We start from the raw sequence: 24294 nt of genomic DNA, 5'->3' as shown, positions 1-24294 counted from the left end.
AGCCGGTCACGATCTGGGTATTGGTGGGCGAGGCATCGCGGCTTGGAAGACATCGGCGCAAGGTGCCTCGACCTGCATGACTGAATGGTCCGGCGATCGGCGCATAAAAGCCATACCAAGTACTTCTTTACTCCGGTCACATGTGATCCACGTCAAACAATCCAGCGTGGCGGTATGTCGCGCCGCGGCCTCAGGCATCGAAAGCCTGACAGCAGGGCCTCACAGACCGTAAGCTAGGCACACAAACAACATCCCTTCGTTCCACGAACAGGAGCCTCCAGTGCTGAAACGAACCCTGTTGACCCTTCTTGTCGCCGGCACTCTACCGCTGGCCGCCCAGGCCAATGCGACCGACGCCGATGTCATCCTGCATACCAACCACGGCGAGATCGCCATCGAGCTGTTCCAGGAACAGGCTCCGGAAAGCGTCAACAACTTCCTGACCTACCTCCAGGACGGCCACTATGACGGCACCATCTTCCACCGCGTGATCGACGGTTTCATGATCCAGGGCGGCGGCTTCGATGAGGATTTCCGCCAGAAGCCCACCCGGGATCCGATTACCAACGAAGCCGACAACGGCCTGAAGAACGAGCGCGGCACCCTGGCCATGGCCCGCACCGGCGCCCCCCACTCGGCCACCGCCCAGTTCTTCATCAATGTGTCCGACAACGCCTTCCTCGACCATCAGGGCACCCACTCCGGCCAGGCCTGGGGCTATGCGGTGTTCGGCCAGGTAGTGGATGGCATGGACGTGGTGGACGCCATACGCGCGGTGCCCACTACCACCAGCGGTCCCTTCCAGGACGTGCCCGCCGAGCCGGTGATCATCGAGCGCGCCGAACTGCGCTAGGTTCGTCGTCATTGCCAGGCTGAAAACGACGACGCCCCGTCACCTTGCGGTGACGGGGCGTCGCTGCGTATCAGTGCCGCAAGCCTAGGCCGGTGTTTTTATGAAGCTTCGGACCGGAGCTGAAGCTTCCTCCGACAGCGTCGTGGCACCGTTGGTGGAAAGAATCGCTGTCGGAGCGCTGCTCTGCATCGCGACTGGCGCCGTCAGGCGCCTCGGCGGAGGCCTCTTTCAGTGTGGCTCAAGATTGGCCCGATGGCTGATCAAGGTGAGTAATCAGGTCAACCTTTTACGAAAGACATGCAGTACAAGCACGGCAGTTGCCGCGCCGAGGCTGTTGGCGAGGATATCCCACCAGTCCCCACCGCTGCGGCCGGGCACCGGTATCTGCAGGTATTCGATGAAGATGCCATAGAACACCGCCGTGGCGAAGGCCCAGGGGAGCCGCACCCCTGCCAGCGCCACCAGCCCCGCCAAGCCACCGTAACCGACGAAATGATTGAACTTGTCCCAGGGCAGACTCTCGGGCATCTCGCTACCCGGGGTCAGGCTGCCGATGGCAATGACAATAGCTCCCACAATCGCCAGCACCGCCCAGAGGCGGTGCCGGTCATGCCAGGTTTGCAGCGTGCTTCTGTCAGGCATTCTGGTACTGGATGGTACGGTGGTATTGTGGGCTGAGTTCGTTCAACGCGTCCATGAAGGCAGTGACGTTGTCCGGGTCGGTGAACTGGCTGATGCCATGGCCCAGGTTGAAGATATGCCCCGGGCCGTTGCCGTAGCTGTCGAGGATCCGGCCCACCTCGGCGCGAATCGCCGCTGGACGGGCGAACAGCACGTTGGGGTCCAGGTTTCCCTGCAGCGCCACCTTGTGTCCGACCCGGGCGCGGGCGTCGGAAAGCTCGGTGGTCCAGTCGATGCCCAGTGCATCCGGGCCTGCCAGGGCGATATCCTCGAGCCACTGGCCCCCGTTCTTGGTGAACAGGATCACCGGCACGCGCCGGCCCTCATGCTCGCGGATCAGGCCGGCAACGATCTGCTCCATGTAGCGCAGCGAGAACTCCAGATAGGCCGGCGTGGAGAGTACGCCACCCCAGGTGTCGAAGATCTGTACCGCCTGGGCACCTGCCCTGATCTGGGCGTTCAGGTAGTCGGTGACCGAGTGTGCCAGGGTATCGAGCAGCTGATGCATGGCGTCGGGGTTGTCATAGAGCATGGTCTTCACGTGACGGAAGTCCTTGCTAGAGCTGCCCTCGACCATATAGGTGGCCAATGTCCAGGGGCTGCCGGAGAACCCGATCAGCGGCACGCGGCCATTCAGCTCGCGGCGAATGGTCGATACGGCCCGCATCACGTAGTCCAGGTCACGCTCGGTATCCGGCGCCTTCAGCGCTTCCACGTCCGCCACGGTACGCACCGGCTTGCGGAATTTCGGACCCTCGCCGGTCTCGAAGTAGAGTCCCAGCCCCATCGCATCGGGGATGGTCAGAATGTCCGAGAACAGGATCGCGGCATCCAGCGGGTAGCGCTCCAACGGCTGCAGCGTCACCTCGCAGGCCAGGTCGTGGTTGCGACACAGGTCCATGAAGTCACCGGCCACGGCACGGGTAGCGCGATATTCCGGCAGGTAGCGGCCGGCCTGACGCATCATCCACACCGGAGTGCGGTCCACCGGCTGACGCGCCAGGGCGCGCAAAAAACGATCGTTCTTGAGTTCCATGCAGGCAGTCATCCACAGGAAATGTCGAGCTATTGTAGCGCATGAATTTGCGCAGGGCTTGACCGAGGCCAAGGGAAAACGCGAACGCCGCCCGGCAAGCCGCACATTCGTGAGCCCCGACGGCGTTCCTGTTAGAATACGGGATTCACTTCCGGCATCGCCGTGGTCTTTCACCGAGGTACCCCGTGACGATTCGATTCATCGCCGCCTCCCGGCTGCCCACTCCCTGGGCCACCTTCACCATGCATGGCTTCGAGGACGATGCCACCGGCAAGGACCACATCGCCCTGACCCTTGGCGACGTAGCCGATGGCAAGCCTGTACTGGGGCGGGTTCACTCCGAGTGCCTGACCGGGGACGCCCTGTTCTCGATGCGCTGCGACTGCGGCTACCAGTTGCAGGAGGCGCTCAAGCGCATCGCCGACGAGGGGCGCGGCGTGCTCTTCTACCTGCGCCAGGAGGGTCGCGGCATCGGCCTGCTCAACAAGATCCGCGCCTATCACCTGCAGGACCAGGGAGCCGATACCGTGGAAGCCAACGAACAGCTCGGCTTCGGTGCCGACATGCGCCGCTACGATCTCTGCGTCCCGATGCTCGACCACCTGGGCATCGATGGGCTGCGGTTGATGACCAATAACCCGCGCAAGGTCGACGCCTTGACCCAGGCCGGTGTCACCATCATGGAACGAGTGCCCCTCACCACCGGTCTAAATCCTCATAACGAGCACTATCTTTCCACCAAGGCTGGCAAGCTCGGCCACATGATGGCGTTGGGCGACTTCACCCAGGCCAACGATGTGGATATCGAACGCAAGCCCTGAGCTGCACCACGGCATCGGGTGCCCTTCTGAGTGAGAGCCATGCCCCTTAGCCAGCACCACCACAGCGTCATCGAGGAGCTGCTCAACAGCATCAGTCATGGTGTTGGTGCCATCCTGAGCCTTGTCGGGGTGGTGGTATTGATCGTGCTGGCCAGTCTCGCGGCCCACGTCGACCCGTGGAAGCTCGTCGGCATCAGCCTTTATGGCATCACCCTGGTACTGCTCTATACCGCCTCGACCCTCTATCACGGCATCACGCATATTCGGCTCAAGCGGCTGTTCCAGCACCTGGATCACTGCGCCATCTACCTGCTGATCGCCGGTACCTATACCCCCTTCCTGCTGGTCAACATGCGCGGCCCCACGGGCTGGACGCTGTTCGCCATCGTCTGGTCCCTGGCACTCGCCGGGATCGCCTGCAAGCTCGCCTGGCCTCACCGCTTCACCGTACTGCGGGTGGCCATCTATCTGGTCATGGGCTGGCTGATCGTCTTCGCCAGCGGCGAGATGTCGGCCAGCCTGTCGACCAGCGGCATCGTCCTGCTGGCTGCCGGCGGAATCACCTATACCCTCGGCGTGATCTTCTTCGCCATCAGTGCGATCCCCTACAACCACGCCATCTGGCATCTGTTCGTGCTCGGCGGCAGCACCTGCCACTACTTCGCCGTATATGCCGCGGTGCTGCCGCATGGGGCGTAGGCTCTCTGAGCGCAATTTCCAGGCCCTGTTTCTAAACTCAATCCCAGGCACCCTGTCTCTTGCGGGCCGGCCCCCTTGCCATTGCGCTGGAGTGGCGCAGGGAAAAATATAGCGCTTCATGAACGAGGCTTCTTTCGTGTAAAACATGGGAAAAGCACGATTTACTATAAAAATATAGGACGCACATGAAGCCCCGGCTCAGTCTGGTTGGTCGCTATTCGTTCCTGTCGCTGACACTGATGATCGGTTCGGTGGCGGTGCTGAGCGCGCTCTACGCGACGGTCGCGGATTCAGTCACGGAGCGCCTGGCCGGTGAGCGGCTGGAAGCCCAGGTAGCGGGCACGGCCAACCGGCTGACCAACTTCATCGAGAACCGCATCTACCAGCTCGAAACCCTTTCGACCCACCCCTCCATGCCGCTTTATCTGCTCTACAGCGATGCGGTACCGGAAGGCCTGCAGGAGCTCGTACGGGTGGAAGCCGACGCGCCCGATCTCTATGGCATCCTCTTCTTCGACGCCAGCGACAAACTGTCCGAGGTCATCCCCGGTCAGGCGGCATCCGGGCAGCCCTACTGGGGCCGCGATAACTGGTCAATCCTTGAGCTGCCTTCCGTCTATCTGGGCACCAGCGAGATCATCGGCCCGAGCCTGACCACGGGCAGCGGCCCCGGCTGGCTGCTCATCCGTCAGCCGCTGAGAGACATCGCCGGCCAGAGCACCGACGGAGCGATAGCGCTTCATGTGCGCCTGGCTTCCCTGACCGAACTGATGCGCACCGAAAGTCTGGCAGGCGTGCTGCGGCCGTTCCTGAGAACGCCCGCCGGTGACCTGCTGGATCCAACGGGGAACCTTCATGACAGCGAACCGGAAGGGCTGCGAACCGGCCCGGAAGTGCTGCCCGGCTGGCGCATTGACTATCTGGTTTCCGCCGGAGACATTCTCAGCCCGCTACGTAATGCACAGTTCGGCCTGTATGCGCTTGCCGGCGTGATGGCACTCGGCATCGTCGCCCTATTCTGGGCGTTGGCCAGAAGCCTGCGCCGACGGGTGAGCCGACTGGTTGCAGGGGCCGAAGCCTTCGCCTCCGGCAACCTGCACTTCCGGCTGCTGACCCCCAGAAACGACAAGGACGAAATCGATGTGGTCGCCCATGCGTTCAACGCCATGGCCGACCGGCTGCAGGAGATGATCGAGCGAACCGTACAGGCAGAGAAGATGGCAGTGCTGGGCGAATTCGCCACTGGCGTGGCCCATGAAGTGCGCAACCCGCTGGCAACGATCAAGCTGACGGTACAAGCCCTGGAAAAGGGCGAGCCGGATAGCCGGCGCCGTGATCTACTAATATCCGTGGAAGAGGAGATCGACCGGCTCAACCGGGTCGTCGGCGACCTGCTGGATTACGGCCGGCCAGTCGCCGGTGAGCCGCAAGCCGTGGCGATCGGCCAGGTATTCAGGCACGCTTCCATCTTGACCTCCGGCCTTGCCGACAGGCGGGGCATTACCGTCACCGTCAGTGGCAATCCGTGCCTCGCTGTCTATGCCAGCCCGGACCAGGTGATCCAGTGCCTGGTCAACCTGGTCGCCAATGCCATCCAGGCGTGCGAACCGGGCTGCCAGGTGCAGCTGAAGGCGTTCCCCAGCGGTGACAGCGTGACGATTGAGATCATCGACGACGGCTGCGGCATGGATGAGACGATCCTGGCCCAGGTGATGGAGCCGTTCTTCACCACTCGCCAGGAAGGCACGGGGCTCGGCTTGAGCATTACCCGTCAACTGATAGAACTGAACGGTGGCAGGCTGGAGATCCATAGCACACCGGGAAAGGGCACGACCGTATCCATGAGACTCCCCCTGGTGCCGGCCGACTCCTTAGCACAGCAGGATTCAGCACAGCAGGACTCGTAGCGCCGCTACCATAACAAGAGCAACAATCAGAAAACGCCATGCATACAGATATCCTGATCGTCGATGACGAAAAGAGCTTCGTCCGTTCGCTGACATTCGCCCTGGAAGAAGCCGGCTTCACCACCCGCAGCGCCCATTCCGGCGAAGCGGCCCTGACCGCACTGGCGGACGCCCAGCCAGGGCTGATGCTGCTGGATCTGCGCCTGCCGAAGATGAGTGGCATGGAAGTGCTCGATACCGCCGCTCGCCTTTACCCGGAGCTGCCGGTGGTGATGGTGTCGGCCCACGGCGATACACGAGCCGCCGTGCAGGCCGTCAAGGCCGGCGCGACCGACTATCTCACCAAACCCTTTGCCCTGGACGAGCTGCTGCATCTCGTCGGAGCCATCACCAAGCGCACTCAGATGCGCGATGAGCTGGCCTACCACCGTAGCCGTGGCGCCTCCTCCTCGGGGCTGGTGGGGGGCAGCGATGCCATGGAGCAGCTCTGGCAGACCATCCAGCGCATCGCCGGAAGCAGTGCCGGCCGCATACTGCTGCTGGGCGAGTCCGGCACCGGCAAGGCCGTGGTGGCCAGGGCCATCCACGACCAGAGCCCGCGCAGCGACAACGCCTTTGTGGAGATCAACTGCGCCGCCCTGCCGGAGCAATTGATCGAGGCGGAGCTGTTCGGTGCAGAGAAGGGGGCTTACACCGGCGCGCATCAGAAGCGATCCGGCCTGGTGGCCCTTGCCCATGGCGGCACGCTGTTCCTGGATGAGATCGGCGAGTTGCCCCTGCCCCTCCAGGCCAAGTTCCTGCATTTCCTCGAGAATGGCGACTACCGACCGGTGGGCGGGTCTGCCAGCCATACTGCCGATGCCCGTGTCATCGCCGCGACCAACCGCTCACTGGAAGCCGAAGTCCGCAACGGGCACTTCCGGGAGGACCTATTCTTCCGCCTCAATGTCATTGAACTCTCCATCCCCCCGCTACGCGATCGGGGCGCGGATATCGAAGAGCTGCTGCAGGTCTTCATCGAAGCCCAGGCCCGGGAGGAGGGTTGTCGGCCCATCACCGTGCCCAGGGAGACGCTCGACCTGCTGATCGCCTATAGCTGGCCGGGCAATGTGCGGGAGCTGCGCAACCTGGTAGAGCGCCTGACCATCCTGTATCCCGGCCAGCGGATTCGTCCCAGCCAGCTACCCACCGAGTTCCATCAAGGCTCGGCAGCAAGCGACCAGGCTCACGACCCCTCTCTCGGCGAGCGCCTGCAGAGTACCGAACGGCAGCTGGTGCTCGATGCGCTCGACAAGACCAGTGGCCACAAGGGTCAGGCCGCCCAGCAACTGGGGCTGTCGCGCCACGCCTTCAAGCGCCGCCTGCAACGCCTGGGGCTGGCCTAGCCGAAGGCTCTCACCTGGCCGAAGATCCTGGCCGAGCGGTAACCGCTCACCCTCTCGCGCCGATGAGCGCTATCCGCTCACCTCTCGTACCGCTGTGGCCGAGAGCGCCCCGGAAATGGGGCACTCTCGGCATGGCACGCTTATTGCTCATGCTATAGACCAGCAGGTTTATAACAACAATCAACGACCACACGCCGGACTCAACCGGTCCAGGAGGCAACCTTGCCGGGACTGATAACTCGCCTGCGCTCCGCACAGGGCGCTCGCGTTTTCGCCACCACCCTGATGCTGGCTCTGTACGGCCTACCCGCCGCCCATGGCACAGAGGCACTCTACGAAACGACCTCGGTGGGCCGGGTGGAACTGGGTGCGGACGCCGCAGATGCCGACGCCACCATCGCCTGCCTGTATCCCATGACCGGGCGCTCCGCCAGCTATGGGCGGGACAGTATCGTCGCGATCCGCATGGCCCTCGACGAGCTGGCCACCGACCCGGCGGCGCCCCGCCTGCGCGTCATTGTCGATGACTCCCGCTCCAAGGCCTCCTTCGCGGTGCGCATGGCCGAAGATTTCATCGAGCAGGATAACGCCAACATTCTCTGCGGCATGGTCAGCTCCGGCGTCGGCATGGCCGTCAGCCGTCTGGCCCGGCAGCGCAAGACCATCCTCATCGGCACCGACCACGCCTCCTCCCGCGCGGCGCTGGAAGAGGGGCATCGCTACTATTTCAGGGTCTCCAGCGATACCTGGCACTCCCAGGCCGCCGGTGCGAAATACCTGCAGGAACTCCAGCAACAAGAAGGGTGGAGCAAGATCGCCTTCCTCGGCCCCGACTACGAATACGGTCGAGTCGCCTGGCGCGACCTGCAGGAGGCCTTCGAACTCTACGATGTCGACTACCAGGTAACCGGCAGCTACTGGCCGAAACTCTACGAGCCGGATTACTCCCTCTATATTCAGTCGCTGCTCGAGTCGCCGCCGGACGTGCTGGTGGTCGCGCTGTGGGGCGGGGATTTCACTGCCTTCATCGACCAGGCCCGCACAACCCGCCTGTTCAGCCAGATGCGGGTGGCCAACTTCGATACCGGAGGCGATTACGAGACCCTGGTTGCCCTCGGCGACACACCGCCGGAAGGCCTGATTCTCTCCGCCCGCCACCACGTCAACTGGCCCCCGACGGCGCTGAACCGCCAGTTCGTGGAGCGGTTCCACGAACGCTCCGGCCGCTACCCCAACTATTCGGCGCAGGGTGCCTGGGCCGGCATCCTCACCGTCGCCAAGGCCATCACCCTGGCCGGTGACGTGACCGACACCGAAGCAATGGTCGAGGCGCTGCAAGGCCTGGAAATCCACTTGCCCAAGGACCCGGAAGGCTACGTCTCCTACATCGACGCCGAGACCCATCAGATCATCCAGGCCCAGGCCATCGGCACACCGGTGCCCAGCCAGGATTACCCCCCTGCCCAAGTGGTTCTGGGGAACTGGAAAGTCTACGACGCCGAATCCCTGAAACCCTCGCCAGCTCTCATCGAGAGGCGGCGCGGTACGCCCGGTGGTGACTAGTTCCTCCACCGTTTTCTTCAAGCAGCACCAGTACCTTGCAAGATAACGACGCACCGCAGAACAGAGCAACGCCACATGGCACACAACAACAATCAAGGAGTAGAACCATGAAGCACGCCACTCAACCCGGAAGCTGGAAGCGTACCCTGCTCAGCACCACCACCGCCGCGGCCATCGCCTCGGTGGGGATGTTGGGCGTCAGCGCGACAGTTCAGGCAGAAGAGACCTTCAAGGTCGGCCTGGTCACCTTTCTCTCCGGGGGCGCCTCGGGGCCCTTTGGCGTTCCCGCCGCCCAGGCAGCGGAAACCGTGATCAAGGCGATCAATGCCGGGGAGCTTCCTCCCCCCTACGACACACCTGGTGTCAACGGCTTGCGGCTTGAATCCGTGGTCGTCGACGAGGCCGGCGGCCCCACCCAGCAGGTCGAGGAGTATCGCAACCTGGTGCAGCGCCAGAACGTGAATGCGGTGATCGGCTACATCTCCAGCGGCGACTGCCTGGCCGTCGGCCCCGTGGCCGAAGAGCTGCGGACCTTCACCATCGCCTTCGACTGCGGCACCCCGCGCATGTTCGAGGAACTCGACAACCCCACCTACTTCTTCCGCACCGGTCTCGATGCCGTCGCCGACAACGTGGGTGCGGCACGCTATCTGCTAGACCTCCACCCCGACGTTACACGCATCGCCGGCATCCAGCAGAACTACGCCTGGGGGCAGGACTCCTGGCTCGACTTCACGCTCTCCATGGAGCAGCTGATGCCGGACGCCGAGATGGTCAACAACCAGACGCCACAGCTCTTCTCGGGCAGCTACGGCAGCGAGATATCCGCGCTGCAGCCCCGCCGACCCGAGATCGTCCATTCCAGCATGTGGGGTGGCGACATGGAGTCTTTCGTCTCCCAGGCCAATTCCCGCGGCCTGCTGGGCCAGGCAACCGCCATCCTGACCACGGGTGAATCCGGTCTGCACCGGTTCCAGGGTCAGGCCCCCAACGGCACCATCCTGGGCGGACGTGGCCCCTTCGGTGCCTTCATGCCGGAAAACGCGCTGAGTGAGTGGTTCAACGAAGCCTACGAAGCCGAGCACGGCACCAAGCCCAGCTACCCCTCCTCGAAAATGGCCCAGGCCATCCTTGCCCTGAAGTTTGCCGCCGACAATTCCGGCGCCGACGGGGTACCCACCAGCGAGCAGCTTGCCAGCACCCTGAAAGGGGCCGAGTTCGAATCCGTCAGCGGCACCGTGCGCATGGCCCTGGCCGATGGCCACCAGGCCATGCAGGACATGCTCTACGGCGAGTACCACTACACCCCCGGTGAAGGTGCCGAGCTGCGTAACGTGCGCTCCTACCGCGGCGAATGCGTCTCCGCGCCGGATGGCCAGAACGCCCAGGAGTGGATCGAAGCCGGGTTCCCCGGCGCCCAGTGCGACTGACACTCTCCCCTGCCGGCAACCTTCGGGTTGCCGGCCACCGGGAGTCACTGCCCTCCGCTTGATACGTCTAAATCCTGTGCCACCGCTCCTCGAGTGGTCGGAGGCATGACGCCGAGCGCCAGCAGTGGTTCCTAACCGATAACAGGAGCACGCGAGATGTTAACGGTCTGGGCAATACTGATCGATGGTTTCATCTATGCCTCATGGCTCTTCCTGGTGGCGGCGGGCCTGACCGTCATCTACGGCGTCATGAGAATTCTGAACATGGCCCACGGCAGTCTCTATGCCCTGGGCGCCTACGCCGCGGCTTCGGCCCTCGGCTGGTATTACGCCGGTGGCGGCAGCCAGCTATGGATGGCCTTCGCCATTCTGGCCAGCTGCGCCCTGCTCATCGGCGCCATCAGCGGGCTGTTGATCGAACGGGGCATCCTGCGGCTGATGTACGGCCGCGACGAGATACTCATGCTGATCGTCACCTTCGCGATCCTGCTGATTCTTGAAGATGTGATGAAGCTGCTGTGGGGCACGACCCCTTATTTCGCCTGGCAGCCCTACGCCGCCATGGGGCGAGTGGAGATCGACGTCCTGACTGTCTCCGGCTACGACATCATGGTGCTGTGTCTGTCCGCCGTCATCGGCCTTGGCCTGTGGTTCTGGCTGGAGCGTACCCACACCGGCAAGATCCTGCGCTCCATCATCCATGACCGGGAAGTCTCGGAAGCCATGGGCGTCAACGTACGCCGCATGTTCACCATTACCTTCATTATTGGCGCCACCCTGGGCGCGGTCGCCGGTGGCATCACCGCGCCGATCATCTCCGTGGTACCGGGTATCGGTATCGAGGTCATCGTGCTGGCCTTCGCGGTGGTGGTCACCGGTGGACTGGGTAGCATCACCGGTGCGGCGGCGGGTGCCATCATCGTCGGCCTGGCACGGGCCACCTCGATCCACACCATGCCCCAGTTCGAACTGTTCATCATCTACGCCGTCATGGCCGGGGTGCTGATCTTTCGGCCCAACGGCCTGTTCGGCCAGGCAATCGCGAGGAAAATCTGATGAGTATCCAGAAATCCGAAGCCCTGATGATTGCCGCCGCCGTGGGCATTGGCCTGGCCGGCTTGATGAGCCCCAACTGGCTGATCTTCACCACCACGCTGGCGGTCGCCAAGGCACTGGTGGTGCTGGGCGTGGTCATGCTGATGCGCTCCGGGCTGGTCTCTTTCGGCCAGGGCCTGTTCTTCTGTATCGGGGGCTATGCGGTAGGCATGGGCGGTCGCTTCTGGGGTATTCAGGACGCCCTGCTGCTGATTCTCCTGGGCGTACTGGCCTCGACGGCGCTGGCCATGATTCTCGGCCTGCTGTTGACCCGATACCGGGAGATCTTCTTCGCCATGCTGACCATGGCGTTCTCGATGATCCTGTTCGGCGTACTGGTCAAGAGCCACAACCTGGGCAGCACGGACGGCTTCAGCGTGGTTGAGTGGTCCCTGCTCGGCTGGGTGCCGCAGTCCGGCATGGGGGTGTTCTGGCTCGCGCTGGTCCTCGGCCTGCTGGTCGCGCTGTTTCTCAATCGCTTCTTCCAGTCCAGCATCGGCCTGGCCTGCGAGGCCATCCGCGAGAACGAGGTGCGCGTCGAATACATGGGCATCTCACGCCGCCAGGTGCTCTACATCAACTACGTGCTGGCCGCAGCCATCGGTGCCATAGGCGGTTCGCTGACGGCACTGGCTGCCGGCCACGTCGACCCCGAAATGGCCTACTGGACGATTTCCGGTGAATTCGTCTTCATCGCGCTGCTGGGCGGTACTGGCCATGTGGCCGCGGCCTTCATCGCCGCCATGCTCTTCGCCCTGGTGCGCACCTACGCGGTGGAGTTCATGCCCCACACCTGGCAAATGATCCTGGGCATCGTGCTGCTGCTGATCGGTATGGGACTGTACCGGCTCGGCGTGTTGAGTGGCCTGGCTTCCAATGTGACCTACTGGTGCCTGCTGATGGCTGGGTTGCTGATCGGCCTGCCGCTGGTGGGTTATGGCGTCGTGTGGAACTTTGCCAACGACTGGGGACCGCAGTCGCTCTTTCTCGGCAGCCAGTTCAACTACTGGGGGAGCCTGCCGGTCAGTCTCGGCTGGGTGGCCGGTATCATGCTGCTGCTGCGGCATGGGGCACTCCGCTGGCTGACGCAGCGGCTGGCAGCCGTGGGGCGGATGGCCTTTACTCACTATATCCTGCAGACCGTCATCGGTGTCTTGCTCTTCTATGGCCAGGGCTTGGCGCTGTTCGGCCAGGTCGAGCGGACGGGCCAGATCGCCATCGTCCTGGCCATCTGGCTAGTCCAACTGCTGTTGTCGCCGATCTGGTTGCGCCATTTTCGCGCGGGTCCACTGGAATGGCTATGGCGCTCTCTGACCTACGGTCAGCGTCAGCCTTTTCGTCGTCTATAACCCAAGACAGGCAATTTCCATGTCCCGGACGACACGGCTATTCGACCTCATGCAATGCCTGCGACACCACCGTCGCCCCGTCAGCGGTGCCGTGCTGGCGGAGGAGCTGGGCATATCGTTGCGGACTTTGTATCGGGATATTGCAGCGCTCAAGGCAATCGGTGCCGATGTCGAGGGAGAAGCGGGGCTTGGCTATGTGCTGAAGCCTGGAATGCTGTTGCCGCCGCTGATGTTCTCCGAGGAGGAGCTGGAAGCCGTGGCCCTGGGCCTGAAATGGGTGGAAGAGCGTGCTGACGAAGGGCTGGCCGTGGCAGCCGGTGAAGCCCTCGCCAAGGTTGCCGCGGTGCTGCCCGGTGACCAGCGGCACCGGTTGGAGGACTCGGCGCTCGTCATCGGCCCCGGCTGGAAGCGGCCACAGTCCGTGGATCTAAAGTTGCTCCGCCGGGCGATAAGGGACGAGCAGAAGCTCGATATTGCCTATCGTGACCAACTGGGTCGGCATTCTTCCCGCACCATCTGGCCCTGCGCCATCGCTTTCTTCGAATCGACCCGTGTCGTTGCGGCCTGGTGTGAACTTCGAGGGGAGTTTCGCCACTTTCGTGCCGATCGCATCGAGGGGGCGGTCATGACCGGACAGCGCTATCCCCGTCGTCGGCATCTGCTACACAAGGAGTGGCTGCAAACGCTGCTGCCATGTTCTGTCACTGCCCCGGTCTATCCTCTTTCCACCCCAAGACAAGAGAAGGAGCAGTCGACAATGGAACAGGAGCTTATCTTTTACACCAACCCGTGGTCGCGGGCGGGCATCGTGCACTGGATGCTGGAGGAGATCGGTGTCCCTTACCGGATGGAGGTACTGGAGTACGGTGCATCCATGAAAAGCCCCGATTATCTGGCGATCAACCCCATGGGCAAGGTGCCGGCGATTCGGCATGGCGATATCGTCGTCACCGAGGCTGCGGCGATCTGCGCCTACCTGGCAGACGCGTTTCCCGATGCGGGGCTGTTACCGCAGCCGGCGGCACGCGGTGATTACTACCGCTGGCTGTTCTTTGCGGCCGGGCCGCTGGAGCTGGCCATCTCGCTTAACAGCTGTGGCGTGGATCTGACGGCAGAGCAGGAGATGCAATTGGGGTGCGGCAACGTTGCGACGGTGGTCGACACCCTCGCTTCGGCCGTGAGAGGACGACGTTACATCGCGGGGGACACCTTCACTGCAGCAGACGTTTATGTCGGCTCCCACATTGGCTGGGGGATGCAGTTCGGCACCCTGGACAAGCGCCCTGAGTTCGAAGCCTATTGGGCCGGGCTGAAGGATCGACCCGCGCATCGACGTACCGAAGCCTCCCTGGAGGTCGCTGCATCGCCGTAGGTCTGGAGCGAATGGGCGCCGGTCGCTCTCCGGAGGCGGTTGCATGATGTGCGCGGTTGGCAGGGCTGTTATGGTTAGCGAAACCGACGAAACTCGCCGAGGTGTCATGGACAACGCCCGCTTGAAGAGCCCTGCGGCCGCTCGCAATCGCCAGCCCATCCTGGACGTGTTGCAGGATGTGCTGCCCGAGAAGGCGACCATCCTGGAAGTGGCCAGCGGCACTGGCGAACACGGCGTCTATTGCGCCGGCGCCATGCCGGGATGGGAGTGGCAGCCCAGCGACCCGAACCCCCATGCCCGCCGTTCCATCGAGGCGTGGCGGGAGCACGCCGGGCTACCCAACCTGCTTCCGCCCATGTCGCTGGACGTGACGACGGTCTGCCCTGCGGGGCCGTTCGACGCCATTGCCGCAATCAACCTGATCCATATTTCGCCCTGGGAGGTCACCGAGGCGTTGATGGCCTGTGCCGGAAGGCGGTTGACCGAAGGCGGTGTGCTCTATCTCTATGGCCCTTATCGGCGGGCAGGACGCCATACGTCGCCCAGCAACGAAGCCTTCGATGCCGACCTCAAGGCTCGCGACCCCCGCTGGGGGGTGCGCGAACTGGAATCGGTGACGGAGGAAGCCGAACGCCATGGCCTGGTGCTTGAGCGCGTGGTCGAGATGCCGGCCAATAATCTCAGCGTGGTGCTGCGGCGCTCGCAGTGAGCCATGAGGCTTATCCCGCAACTAGATGCGGTGCTCTATTCGGCTTACTCGGCGGCTTCGGGCCTTTCCTCGATCTCACCCGGCACCCGATAGCGCACGCCCTCGGCCTGGCGGTCGTCTTCAAAGCGCCGGGTTTCCTCCTCGGCCGGCACGCCCCAGAGGGTCTCCCGGCTGCCATCCTGGAAGGTATAGGTGGTGCAGCCGGCGAGCAGGGCAATGGCCAGCAGCGCGCCGGAGGCCGGCAGGAAATGAGTCACTCGAATCACGATGAATCCCTTCAACAAGAGGCTGATGCGGCAAGCCTGAGGCCATGCCGTGCGGGCGTCAAGCGCCTGATTTGGGTCAGCCCGATATGCCCAGCATGATCGGCACGTAGACCACCAGCAGCAGCACCCCGATCAGGCCCAGGAGATAGGGAATGATGGCACGGGTGATGCGCTCCAGCGGCAGTTGGGTCACCGACGAGGCGACATAGAGATTGATCGCCACCGGCGGGGTGATCATGCCGATGGCCAGCCCCACCACAATGATCAGGCCGAAGTGGATCGGGTCGATACCCAGTTGGAGAACCAGCGGCAACAGCACCGGGGTCAGAATGATCAGGGCACTGGCTGTCTCGATGAATACGCCGGTAAGCAGGATTACCGCCACGACCAGCAGCATGATCACGTAGGGGTTCGTGGAGATCGAGAGCACCGCCTGGGCGATGGCGCCGGGCACCTGCCAGCTCGACAGCGTCCAGCTGAGTACCGCCGAGGTGGCGATGACCAGCATGATCACCGAGGTGGTGATCGCCGAGCGGATCAGGATGCGGTAGACGTCGGGAATCTTCAGGTCGCGATAGACGAATAGCGATACGAGCAGGGCGTAGTTGACCGCCACCACCGCCGCCTCGCTGGGCGTGAAGATGCCGGAGAAGATGCCGCCGAGAATGATCACCGGGGTCATCAGGCCCCAGCTGGCACTCTTGAGCGTGCGCCAGATGGTGGCCAGGGAGAGCGCCGTGCCGCGAGGGTAGTTGCGCCGGTAGGCCTGGGTGATGGCTATCGCCATCAGCCCCAGCCCCATGACCAGGCCGGGAATGAAACCGTTGAGGAACAGCTTCGAGACCGACTGCTGGGCGATCACCGCATAGATGATCATCGGCACCGAGGGCGGTATCACCACGCCGATGGTACCGCTGGCGGCGATCAGGCTGGCCGCCGACGCGGGATCGTAGCCCTTCTTGCGCAGTTCCGGCACCAGGCTCGAACCCACCGCGGCGGTGGTAGCGGCACCGGAACCCGAAATGGCGGCGAAGAACATCCCGGCCAATACCGAGACGATGGACAGCCCCCCCTTGAGGAAGCCGAACAGCGAATCGGCAAAATCGACCAGCTTCTCGCTGACCTTGCCCTGGGCCATCAGGTCGCCGGCGAGGATGAACATGGGTACCGCTACCAGGGCAAAGGAGTTGATGCCCTGGAACATCTGCTGGGTGACCACCATCAGCGGTACACCCTGTGCATTGAGTGCCAGCATCGTGCTGGCCCCGATGGCCAGGGCGATGGGTACTCCTGCCAGCATGAAGAGGAAGAACAGCGCGAACAGCAGGCCCGTCATGCCGGCGGTTCCTCGGCGGTTCCGCTGCCGATGCCGGCGGTCGTGCCGGGGCCGTTGACAATCAGCTCGACCAGGTCGACGAGGGCGTACCAGGCCATGATGGCGGCGCTGATGGGGATAATGGCGTAGACATAGGTCATGGAGAGGCGCAGCGAAGCCGATTTCTGGAAGCTCTGCGCCTGCATGTAGCGATGACCTATGACGATCAGTGCGACCATGAAGACGAGAACGACCAGCACCGCCGCCACGCGCAATAGCTGCTGCAGCCGACCGGGCAGCGCCTCGACCACGAAGGTCACGGCGATATGGCGGCCGCGCTGGAAGGCCAGCGTGGCGCCAAGGAAGGTGATCCACACCAGCAGGAACCGCGCGACCTCTTCGGTCCAGCCGACGGCGGAGAAGAAGACGCGCGAGACGATCTGCAGGGTTATCACGCCGATCAATGCCGCCATGCCCGCAAAGACCACGGGCTGTATGACGGCATCGAGGACGTGTTCAAGGCGCTGCAGGAACCTGAGCAGCGCCTGGGAGCGACTTGACACCTATTCCAGCGCCTCCTGGATGCGCGTCAGATAATCGCCGAACTGCTCACCGTATTTTTCGTAGACCGGTGCCACGGCAGCCTGGAAGGCTTCTAGGTCCGCGTCGTCGACGATCTGCATGCCGGCGGCGCGCAGATCGGCGAGCTGTTCGGCTTCCATTTCGGCGTTGTAGCGGCGCTCATGCTCGGCGGCTTCTTGCGCGGCCTGGCGCAGCACGTCCTGGGCTGCCTCCGGCAGGTTGTTCCAGACCGGCATGCCCATGACGAAGATCGCCGGGGCGTAGGTGTGCCGCGACAGGGTCATATGGGACTGGGTCTCGTTGAGCTTGAACGAGTGGATGACGTTGACCGGGTTCTCCTGGCCGTCGATGGTGCCCTGCTGCATGGCGGTAAGCGCCTCGGTCCAGGCCATGGGGATGGCGTTGGCGCCGAGCTCGGTGAAGGTATCGGTATAGACCGGGTTCTCCATCACGCGGATGCGCAGGCCGTCGATATCGTCGGGGGTGCGGACCTCACGCTCGCTGTTGGTCAGATTGCGAAAGCCGCGCTCGGCATAGGCCAGGCCCTTGAGGTTCACCTCGCCAAGCTTGTCGAGGAGTTCCTGGCCAATGGGACCATCGAGCACCTCATAGGCCGCTTCCGGCGAGGGGAAGAGGAACGGGAGTTCGAATACCGCCATCTCCTCGACGAAGTTGGCCACCGGTCCGTTGGTGATCACGCCCATGTCCACGGTGCCGATCTGCATGCCTTCGAGCAGGGTGCGCTCGTCGCCCAGCGAAGCATTGGGATAGATATCGATGGTGACCGCACCCTCGGTGCGTTCGGCGACCAGTTCCTGAAACTTCACCGCGGCGATATGAAAGCCGTCCTGCTCATTGACCACATGGGCCAGGCGAAGGGTGACGGGGTCCATCTCCTCGAAGTCGGAGGCTTGGGTGGCGGTCGCCATGGCCAGAGAAACGGCCAGGGCCAGCGTTGCGCGTGCTGCGATTTTCATTGTCGTTATTCCTCTCTCGGGACGATCCGTCACCGAGCATGCCCCAGGGCGGCCGAGGGGGTCAACGGCAATGATACCAAATGGTTACAAAAGCGCCGCGTTCCGCCTTCCCTCACAGGAGACGGTACATGATATGTGCATCCACCAGCCCCTGCTCGGGATGGCGAAAGGCACAGGGAAGGGTGCCGGCGATCGAGAAACCGTGTTTCTGCCACTGCCGGATGGCGACCTCGTTGGTTGCCACCACGAGATTGTACTGCATGGCGGTGAAACCCAGCTCGCGGGCCAGGCCAAGGGAATCCTGGCACATCCTGCCGGCGATGCCCTGGCCACGGGCATGCTCGGCGACCAGATAGCCGCAGTTGCAGACGTGATCACCGGGGCCGGGCTGGTTCGGCTTGAGGTAATAGGTGCCGAGTACCTTGCCCGCAGCGTCTTCGGCCACCCTGACCGCACGGGGTAGCTCCACCCACATACGGTAGGCGTCGGACTCACCGATTCCTCGCGGCACGGCATAGGTGGTGCCGGCATGCAGGACCGGCGCCATGAATTCCCACATGGCGGGCCAGTCGTCGGGCTGAAAGGGACGGATGCGGATCATGCGGTTTCCTCCTTGAACACGTGGAGCCTGCTCCTGAGCATCGATCCAAGATTTTACGCCAAGTCGATCAGCAAAGGGTAATTCAAGTTTCGTCACCACTACCGGTGGGCCCGATCAGGTGCTTTACCTCCAGGTAGGCGGAAAGCCCCCAGGGGCCCAGCTCCCGGCCGATGCCGCTGCGCTTGAAGCCGCCCCAGCCGGTCTGGGGCAGTACCAGCTGTTCGCTGTTGAGCCAGATGCTGCCTGCCTGCAGCTGACGACCGATGCGAGAAGCCCGCCGAGGGTCGTCGCTGATTACTGTGGCGGCCAGGCCGAACTCGCTGTCGTTGGCCAGTGCGACGGCTTCCTCCTCATTGGCGACGCTGCGTGCGCAGAGCACCGGGCCGAAGATCTCCTCCCGCCATAGCCGGCTCTCGATCGGCACGTCGCGGTAGAGGGTGGGCGCCACGAAGTAGCCCTGGCCAGGCAGCTCACGATGCCTGGCATCGCGTACGGCCACGAGCCCCTCCCGCTCGGCCACGGCGAGATAGTTCAGTACGTTCTCGCGCTGGCGCGCGCTGGTCAGTGGCCCCATGTCGCTGCTCTCGTCGAGCGGGTCGCCCAGCACCAGGGCGTCGATACGTTTCGCCAGGGCGGCATAGAGCGGCTCGGCAACGGCTTCATGGACGATCAGGCGCGAGGTGGCCGAGCAGATCTGGCCGGCATTGAAGTAGATGCCGGCCATGACCCAGTCGGCGGCCTGGTCGGGGTCGGCATCCTCCATCACGATGATCGGCGACTTGCCGCCCAGTTCCAGGGAGACACCGACCGTGCGCTCGGCGGCGGCCCGCATGACCGCTTCGCCGACCCGGTTGCTGCCGGTGAAGGAGACCTTGTCGATGCCGGGATGTCGGGCAAGCGGTGCGCCGACACCCTCGCCATCGCCGAACACAAGGTTGAGTACGCCAGCGGGCAGGTCGATCTCCTGGGCGATTTCGGCCAGCGTGCGTTCGGGCAGCGGGGTCACCTCGGAGGGCTTGAGTACCGCCGTGCAGCCCGCCGCCAGGGCCGGTGCCAGCTTCCAGGCGCTGGTCACAAGGGGGAAGTTCCAGGGCGTGATCAGTCCCACCACGCCCACCGGGTCGTGATAGCAGCGAGCCTCGACGCCTTCCATTTCCAGCGCCACGGGCCGGCCCTGACGGGCGTCCAGCGCCCGGGCCAGGCCGGCATAGTAACGGTAGCAGGCAATGGCGTCGTCCAGGTCGATACCGGCTTCGGCGAGCACCTTGCCGTTGTTGGTGGAGGAAAGGCGAACCAGCTCGTCTCGGCGTCGGGTCAGGGCGTCGGCGAAGCCCTCGAGGTAGGTTGCCCGCTGGGCGCCAGAGAGAACCTGCCATGCCGGCAGGGCTCGCCGTGCCGCGGCCACGGCGGCCTCGACATCGGCGGGATCGCCGGCGGTGACCTCGGCGATCACCGTCTCCGTGTAGGGGTTGGTCACCGTCAGCCGCCGTTCGCCCCGGGAGGCCACCCAATGGTTATTGATGAATTGCTGGTCAAGGCGTTGCATGAGGATTCTCTTCTTGGTTGGCTAACCGATAGCTCGCTGCCAGGCGTGGGCATCCACCTCGATCAGGAAGGGGCCGTCCAGCGGGCGGCTGGCCAATGCCTGGGCCAGTGCGCCGGGGCTGTCGACATGGGTCGCCAGGCAGCCGAATCCGCGGGCCAGGGTCAGGAAATCCGGCGCCTGGATGTCGACACCGATGCGCTCGACCCCATGGGCGTCCATATAGCGCCGGATCTCCTCATAGCCGGCGTTGTGCCACAGCAGGATCACGACGGGCAGTCGCTCTTCCACGGCGGTGGCAAGCTCGGAGAGGGTGAACATGACGCCGCCGTCACCGACCAGGGCGACCACCGGCAGGTCGGGGCGGGCGAGCTGGGCACCCAGCGCCGCCGGAAGACCGTAGCCCAGGGTGCCGTAACCGGTGGAGGCGTTGAAATAGCGCCGCGGCGCCGGCTGGGAGACCAGGTGGTTGCCGGCATAGACCGGTGCCGTGGAGTCGCCGACCAGGATGGCGTCGGGCAAGGCCTCCTGCAGTACTTCATAGAGGGGCACGAAGGGAGCGAAGGCGGGGTCCTCCACCAGCCCGAGTGTGGCCAGCGTACTGGCCGTGCGTTCGGCGCCGTCCTTGGCCAAGGGGTGGGGGAAGTGGTCGAGCAGCAGCGCAAGGCTGTGGCCGGCATCGCCCACCAGGCCCAGGGCCAGGGGCTGGTTGCGCACCAGCTGCTGGGCGTCGAGGTCGATTCGGATCAGTTGGCCGGTGAGGACGAAGCCGTCGTCGAAGACCACGTCGTAGTCGGTCTCGCCGAGCTCGGTACCCACGGCGAGAATCACGTCGGCCCCGTGGGCCAGCTCGCGGACCGCCGGCAGGGCAGCGTTGGCCCCCAGGTCCAGCGGGTGCGAGCGTCCGAGCAGCCCCTTGGCGTTGATGGTCGTGACCGTCGGGGCATCCAGGCGCTCCACCAGGACCCGTGCCGCTTCGGGCGCATCGGCGCAGCCGCCGCCAAGCAGTACCAGGGGCCGCTCGGCCTGGTGTAGCCATTGCGCCGCCAACGCCAGGCCCTGGGGGTCCGGTGCCGGACGATAGAGTGCCGGTGCCTGCCAGCTGCGCGGTGGTGCTGCGGGGGCATCGAACAGGTCGATGGGGATCTCGATATGCACCGGGCCGGGCCGTTCGCTGCGAAACACGGCAAAGGCCCGTGCCAGCACTTCGGGCAGGGCGGCGGGGTCGAGCAGCGTATGGCTGAAGCGCGAAACCCCGGCCAGCAGCTGCTGCTGGCTCGGCAGTTCGTGCAGCCGCCCCTGGCCGCGTCCCAGGGTGTCACGGCGGTTGACGCTGGAGATCACCAGCATCGGCACCGAGTCGGCGAGTGCCTGCCCCATGGCGGTGGCGATATTGGTCATGCCGGGGCCGGTAATGATCAGGCATACCCCTGGGCGACCGGTAGCCCGTGCGTAGCCGTCGGCCATGAAGCCGGCACCCTGCTCGTGACGCGGTGTGACGTGGCGGACGCCGCTGGCCTCCAGGCCCCGATAGAGCTCGACGGTGTGTACCCCGGGAATGCCGAAGACGGTGTCGACCTCATAGCGCTTGTTGAGGAGCGTCAGGAGGAGGCTGGCGCAGGTCAGGGTATCGGTTGCCATCGAGAAACCTCAGAAGAAGAAGGTGTGGGCCATGAAGGCGATGATCGGCAGCGTCACCGCGGTGCGCAGCAGGAAGATCGCCAGCAGCTCCCACAGTTTGAGCGGAATCTTCGATTTCATCAGCAGCGCGCCGATTTCCGACATGTAGATCAGCTGGGTCAGCGACAGGCAGGCAATCACGAAGCGGGTCAGCTCGCTTTCGATATTGGTGGCCAGCACCGCCGGCAGGAACATGTCGGCAAAGCCGACCAGGGTGGCGGGTGCGGCCGCCTCGGCTTCGGGAATGCGCAGCAGTTCCAGCACCGGCACCATGGGGTAGGAGAGCCAGGTGAACAGCGGCGTGAACTCGGCGAGTATCAGTGCCACGGTGCCGATGGCGAATACCAGCGGCAGCAGGGCGAGGAAGATATCGGCGACGTTGAACAGAGCATTGCGTGCCAGCTCCCGAGGGCCGGGGGCATGCTCGGCACGGCGCATCGCCTGGTTGAGGCTGTAGCGCCACAGGCCTACGTTTTCGGTGCGCTTCTCGGCCAGCTGGCAACCTACCGGCTCGTAATAGGTATCCGGCTTGCGCGACAGGGGCGGCAGCCGCGGCACGATCACGGCAGCGATCAGTCCCGACACCACCACGGTGAAGTAGAACTGGACGAACATGTGATTGAGATCGACGAAGCTGGTGATCAGCAGGGCAAAGGCGATGGAGACGACAGAGAAGTTGGTGGCGATCACCGAGGCTTCACGTCGGTTGTAGAAGCCCTTCTCGTACTGCTGGGTGGTGATCAATACGCCGACGGTGCCCGAGCCCATCCAGGACGCGGTGGCATCGATGGCGCTGCGCCCGGGCAGGTTGAAGATCACGCGAAAGGGCTTGCGCACCAGGCTGCCGATGAACTCCATGAAGCCGAATTCGACCAGGAAGGGCAGCAGCAGGGCGGCAAAGAAGAAGAAGGTGAGCAGCACCGGGGCCAGGTCGTTGAGCATCACGCCGCCGGTGAAGGGGGCGGTGACGAACTCGGGGCCGAACTGGAAGAAGGTCATCAGCGCGAAGGCGGCGCCGAGGATGCGCATGCCGAACCATACCGGGCCGACATGGAACATGTCGCGCAGCACCCCTTTTTCCGCCCAGGCGGGCTTGCCCAGCTTGACGTAGAGGGTGGCGAGCACCGAGACCGTCAGGACGGCCACGGCGATGGCCGGCAGGGCCCCATCGAGCAGCGCCTTGAGGCCATCGGCCATCAGGCCCATGCCGATATTGATGGTATCGCCGACCTGGAAGGGGATCAGGAACAGGCTGACCCCGATCAGGGAGGGGATCAGAAAGCGTAGCAGATTGCGGCGGTCCAGCGGTTGGCGCTCCATCGGCTTAGGGGCGGCCGTCTCTTCGGAAGTCGATTCAGTGGAAGACATGCTGTTATTCCTCAGGCTTGTTGTCGTTGAATCCGGAGTGCTGAAATTGCCTTGGGGCCTCAGCCGCGGCGGGTGACGCCGGGTAGCACGCAGAGCATCTCGTAGAGCAGGGTCGCGCCCATCAAGGCAGTGTTGCCGCTGGGGTCGTAGGGCGGTGATACCTCGACCAGGTCGCCGCCGACGATGTTCAATCCCGCTGCGCCACGGACGATCTCCAGGCCCTGCGCCGAGGTCAGGCCACCCATTTCCACGGTGCCGGTGCCGGGGGCGACCGAGGGATCGAGGCCATCGATATCGAAACTGATATAGACGGGGCCATCGCCCATCTGCTCACGTACTTCGTCCATCAACGGCGCCAGCGATTTGTGCCAGCACTCCTCTGCGGTGACGACGCGAAAGCCCTGCTGGCGGCACCAGTCGAAATCCTCGGCGGAGTAGCCGGTGCCGCGCAGGCCGATCTGCACCACGCGGTTTGCCGCCAGAAGGCCCTCTTCCTGGGCGCGTCGAAAGGGCGTCCCATGAGCGATGGGCTCGCCGAACATGTGCTCGTTGACGTCGGCATGGGCATCGATATGAATCAATCCCACGGGCCCATGCTTCTTGGCGATGGCGCGCAGTATCGGCAGGGTGATGGTGTGCTCCCCGCCCAGGGTGAGCGGGATGCAGCCATTGGCCAGCACCTGGTCATAGAAGTCGGTAATGATGTCGACGCTCTTGGGCAGGTGAAAGGTGTTGATCGGCACATCACCTATATCGGCGACCTGCAGGCTGTCGAAGGGCGCGGCCCGGGTGGCCATGTTGTAGGGGCGCAGCATGCGTGATTCGTCGCGAATCTGGCGCGGGCCGAGCCGGGTGCCCGGTCGGTTCGAGGTGCCGATGTCCAGGGGGATACCGATGAAGGCGGCATCAAGACCCTCTGCCGTCGGCTGGGCGGGCAGCCGCATCATGGTCGCGGGGCCGCCGAAGCGGGGCATCTCGTTACCGCCGAGGGGCTGATTGTACTCGGACATGAGGAACTCCGGTTGTGCTGGCTGAGAGGGCGCTGGCATTAGTACCTGTACT

The 24294-nt window shown here is 64.1% G+C and carries 22 protein-coding genes; 11 read left to right on the top strand and 11 right to left on the bottom strand.

Features of this window, described 5'->3' with window-relative positions; genetic code table 11:
* Positions 1-328: 328 nt before the first annotated feature.
* Positions 329-853: a peptidylprolyl isomerase gene (locus LOKO_RS08145; RefSeq protein ID WP_066452281.1), complete on the top strand. Its 525-nt coding sequence runs from the start codon at positions 329-331 to the stop codon at positions 851-853.
* 273 nt (positions 854-1126) lie between these two features.
* Here the strand turns inward: LOKO_RS08145 and LOKO_RS08140 are convergent, their stop codons facing one another.
* Both LOKO_RS08140 and hemE read right to left on the bottom strand, forming a co-directional pair.
* Positions 1127-1495 carry a VanZ family protein gene (locus LOKO_RS08140; RefSeq protein WP_066447489.1) on the bottom strand — a complete coding sequence of 123 codons (369 nt, stop codon included), beginning with the start codon at positions 1493-1495 and terminating at the stop codon, positions 1127-1129.
* A complete protein-coding gene (gene hemE / locus LOKO_RS08135; protein ID WP_144439638.1) occupies positions 1488-2570 on the bottom strand; it encodes a uroporphyrinogen decarboxylase in 1083 nt (360 codons plus the stop codon). The genes LOKO_RS08140 and hemE overlap by 8 nt, the downstream gene beginning before the upstream one ends.
* 185 nt (positions 2571-2755) lie before the next feature.
* On the opposite strand from hemE, the gene ribA reads away from it, so the two are divergent.
* The 10 genes from ribA (at position 2756) to LOKO_RS08085 (ending at position 14900) form a co-directional block, all read left to right on the top strand.
* Positions 2756-3391, top strand: coding sequence for a GTP cyclohydrolase II (gene ribA, locus LOKO_RS08130; RefSeq protein ID WP_066447484.1), 636 nt, complete (start codon positions 2756-2758; stop codon positions 3389-3391).
* 39 nt (positions 3392-3430) lie between these two features.
* A complete protein-coding gene (gene trhA, locus LOKO_RS08125) occupies positions 3431-4090 on the top strand; it encodes a PAQR family membrane homeostasis protein TrhA (protein WP_066447480.1) in 660 nt (219 codons plus the stop codon).
* Between the two features lie 185 nt (positions 4091-4275).
* The gene (locus LOKO_RS08120; RefSeq protein WP_066447477.1) at positions 4276-5997 is read left to right on the top strand and encodes a sensor histidine kinase; all 1722 of its coding nucleotides are present in this window, start codon (positions 4276-4278) and stop codon (positions 5995-5997) included.
* Between the two features lie 38 nt (positions 5998-6035).
* Positions 6036-7382 carry a sigma-54-dependent transcriptional regulator gene (locus tag LOKO_RS08115; RefSeq protein ID WP_066447474.1) on the top strand — a complete coding sequence of 449 codons (1347 nt, stop codon included), beginning with the start codon at positions 6036-6038 and terminating at the stop codon, positions 7380-7382.
* Between the two features lie 222 nt (positions 7383-7604).
* On the top strand, positions 7605-8945 hold the full coding sequence (locus LOKO_RS08110; protein WP_201025371.1) for an ABC transporter substrate-binding protein: 1341 nt from the start codon (positions 7605-7607) through the stop codon (positions 8943-8945).
* Positions 8946-9052: 107 nt separating this feature from the next.
* Positions 9053-10375, top strand: a complete 1323-nt coding sequence (locus tag LOKO_RS08105; RefSeq protein WP_066447473.1) for an ABC transporter substrate-binding protein — start codon at positions 9053-9055, stop codon at positions 10373-10375.
* Positions 10376-10531: 156 nt separating this feature from the next.
* Entirely contained in the window at positions 10532-11431 is a 900-nt protein-coding gene (locus LOKO_RS08100) for a branched-chain amino acid ABC transporter permease (RefSeq protein WP_066447471.1), read from the top strand.
* Positions 11431-12819, top strand: coding sequence for a DUF418 domain-containing protein (locus LOKO_RS18780; protein WP_083517499.1), 1389 nt, complete (start codon positions 11431-11433; stop codon positions 12817-12819). The genes LOKO_RS08100 and LOKO_RS18780 overlap by 1 nt, the downstream gene beginning before the upstream one ends.
* A 19-nt stretch (positions 12820-12838) precedes the next feature.
* Positions 12839-14191, top strand: coding sequence for an HTH domain-containing protein (locus LOKO_RS08090; protein ID WP_066447468.1), 1353 nt, complete (start codon positions 12839-12841; stop codon positions 14189-14191).
* Positions 14192-14297: 106 nt separating this feature from the next.
* Positions 14298-14900: a DUF938 domain-containing protein gene (locus LOKO_RS08085; RefSeq protein ID WP_066452279.1), complete on the top strand. Its 603-nt coding sequence runs from the start codon at positions 14298-14300 to the stop codon at positions 14898-14900.
* A 44-nt stretch (positions 14901-14944) separates the two neighbouring features.
* Here LOKO_RS08085 and LOKO_RS08080 read toward each other — a convergent pair whose 3' ends face one another.
* From LOKO_RS08080 to speB, 9 genes are all read right to left on the bottom strand, one after another.
* Entirely contained in the window at positions 14945-15166 is a 222-nt protein-coding gene (locus tag LOKO_RS08080) for a hypothetical protein (protein WP_410505408.1), read from the bottom strand.
* A 76-nt stretch (positions 15167-15242) separates the two neighbouring features.
* Entirely contained in the window at positions 15243-16502 is a 1260-nt protein-coding gene (locus tag LOKO_RS08075; RefSeq protein ID WP_066447463.1) for a TRAP transporter large permease, read from the bottom strand.
* On the bottom strand, positions 16499-17044 hold the full coding sequence (locus LOKO_RS08070) for a TRAP transporter small permease (RefSeq protein ID WP_066447460.1): 546 nt from the start codon (positions 17042-17044) through the stop codon (positions 16499-16501). The genes LOKO_RS08075 and LOKO_RS08070 overlap by 4 nt, the downstream gene beginning before the upstream one ends.
* Positions 17045-18040, bottom strand: coding sequence for a TRAP transporter substrate-binding protein (locus LOKO_RS08065; RefSeq protein ID WP_066447458.1), 996 nt, complete (start codon positions 18038-18040; stop codon positions 17045-17047).
* Between the two features lie 112 nt (positions 18041-18152).
* A complete protein-coding gene (locus LOKO_RS08060; RefSeq protein ID WP_066447456.1) occupies positions 18153-18641 on the bottom strand; it encodes a GNAT family N-acetyltransferase in 489 nt (162 codons plus the stop codon).
* A gap of 82 nt (positions 18642-18723) precedes the next feature.
* Positions 18724-20187: an aldehyde dehydrogenase family protein gene (locus tag LOKO_RS08055; protein ID WP_066447450.1), complete on the bottom strand. Its 1464-nt coding sequence runs from the start codon at positions 20185-20187 to the stop codon at positions 18724-18726.
* 21 nt (positions 20188-20208) lie between these two features.
* Positions 20209-21825: a 5-guanidino-2-oxopentanoate decarboxylase gene (locus LOKO_RS08050; RefSeq protein ID WP_066447446.1), complete on the bottom strand. Its 1617-nt coding sequence runs from the start codon at positions 21823-21825 to the stop codon at positions 20209-20211.
* A 9-nt stretch (positions 21826-21834) separates the two neighbouring features.
* The gene (locus tag LOKO_RS08045; protein WP_066447445.1) at positions 21835-23232 is read right to left on the bottom strand and encodes a YjiH family protein; all 1398 of its coding nucleotides are present in this window, start codon (positions 23230-23232) and stop codon (positions 21835-21837) included.
* Positions 23233-23291: 59 nt separating this feature from the next.
* Positions 23292-24242, bottom strand: coding sequence for an agmatinase (speB, locus tag LOKO_RS08040; protein ID WP_066447443.1), 951 nt, complete (start codon positions 24240-24242; stop codon positions 23292-23294).
* Between the last annotated feature and the right edge of the window lie 52 nt (positions 24243-24294).

Source organism: Halomonas chromatireducens (genome assembly GCF_001545155.1).
Classification (GTDB): Bacteria; Pseudomonadota; Gammaproteobacteria; order Pseudomonadales; family Halomonadaceae; genus Halomonas; species Halomonas chromatireducens.
The sequence above is the reverse complement of the archived record's forward strand: the minus strand, read 5'-3'. Positions and strand labels throughout refer to the sequence as shown.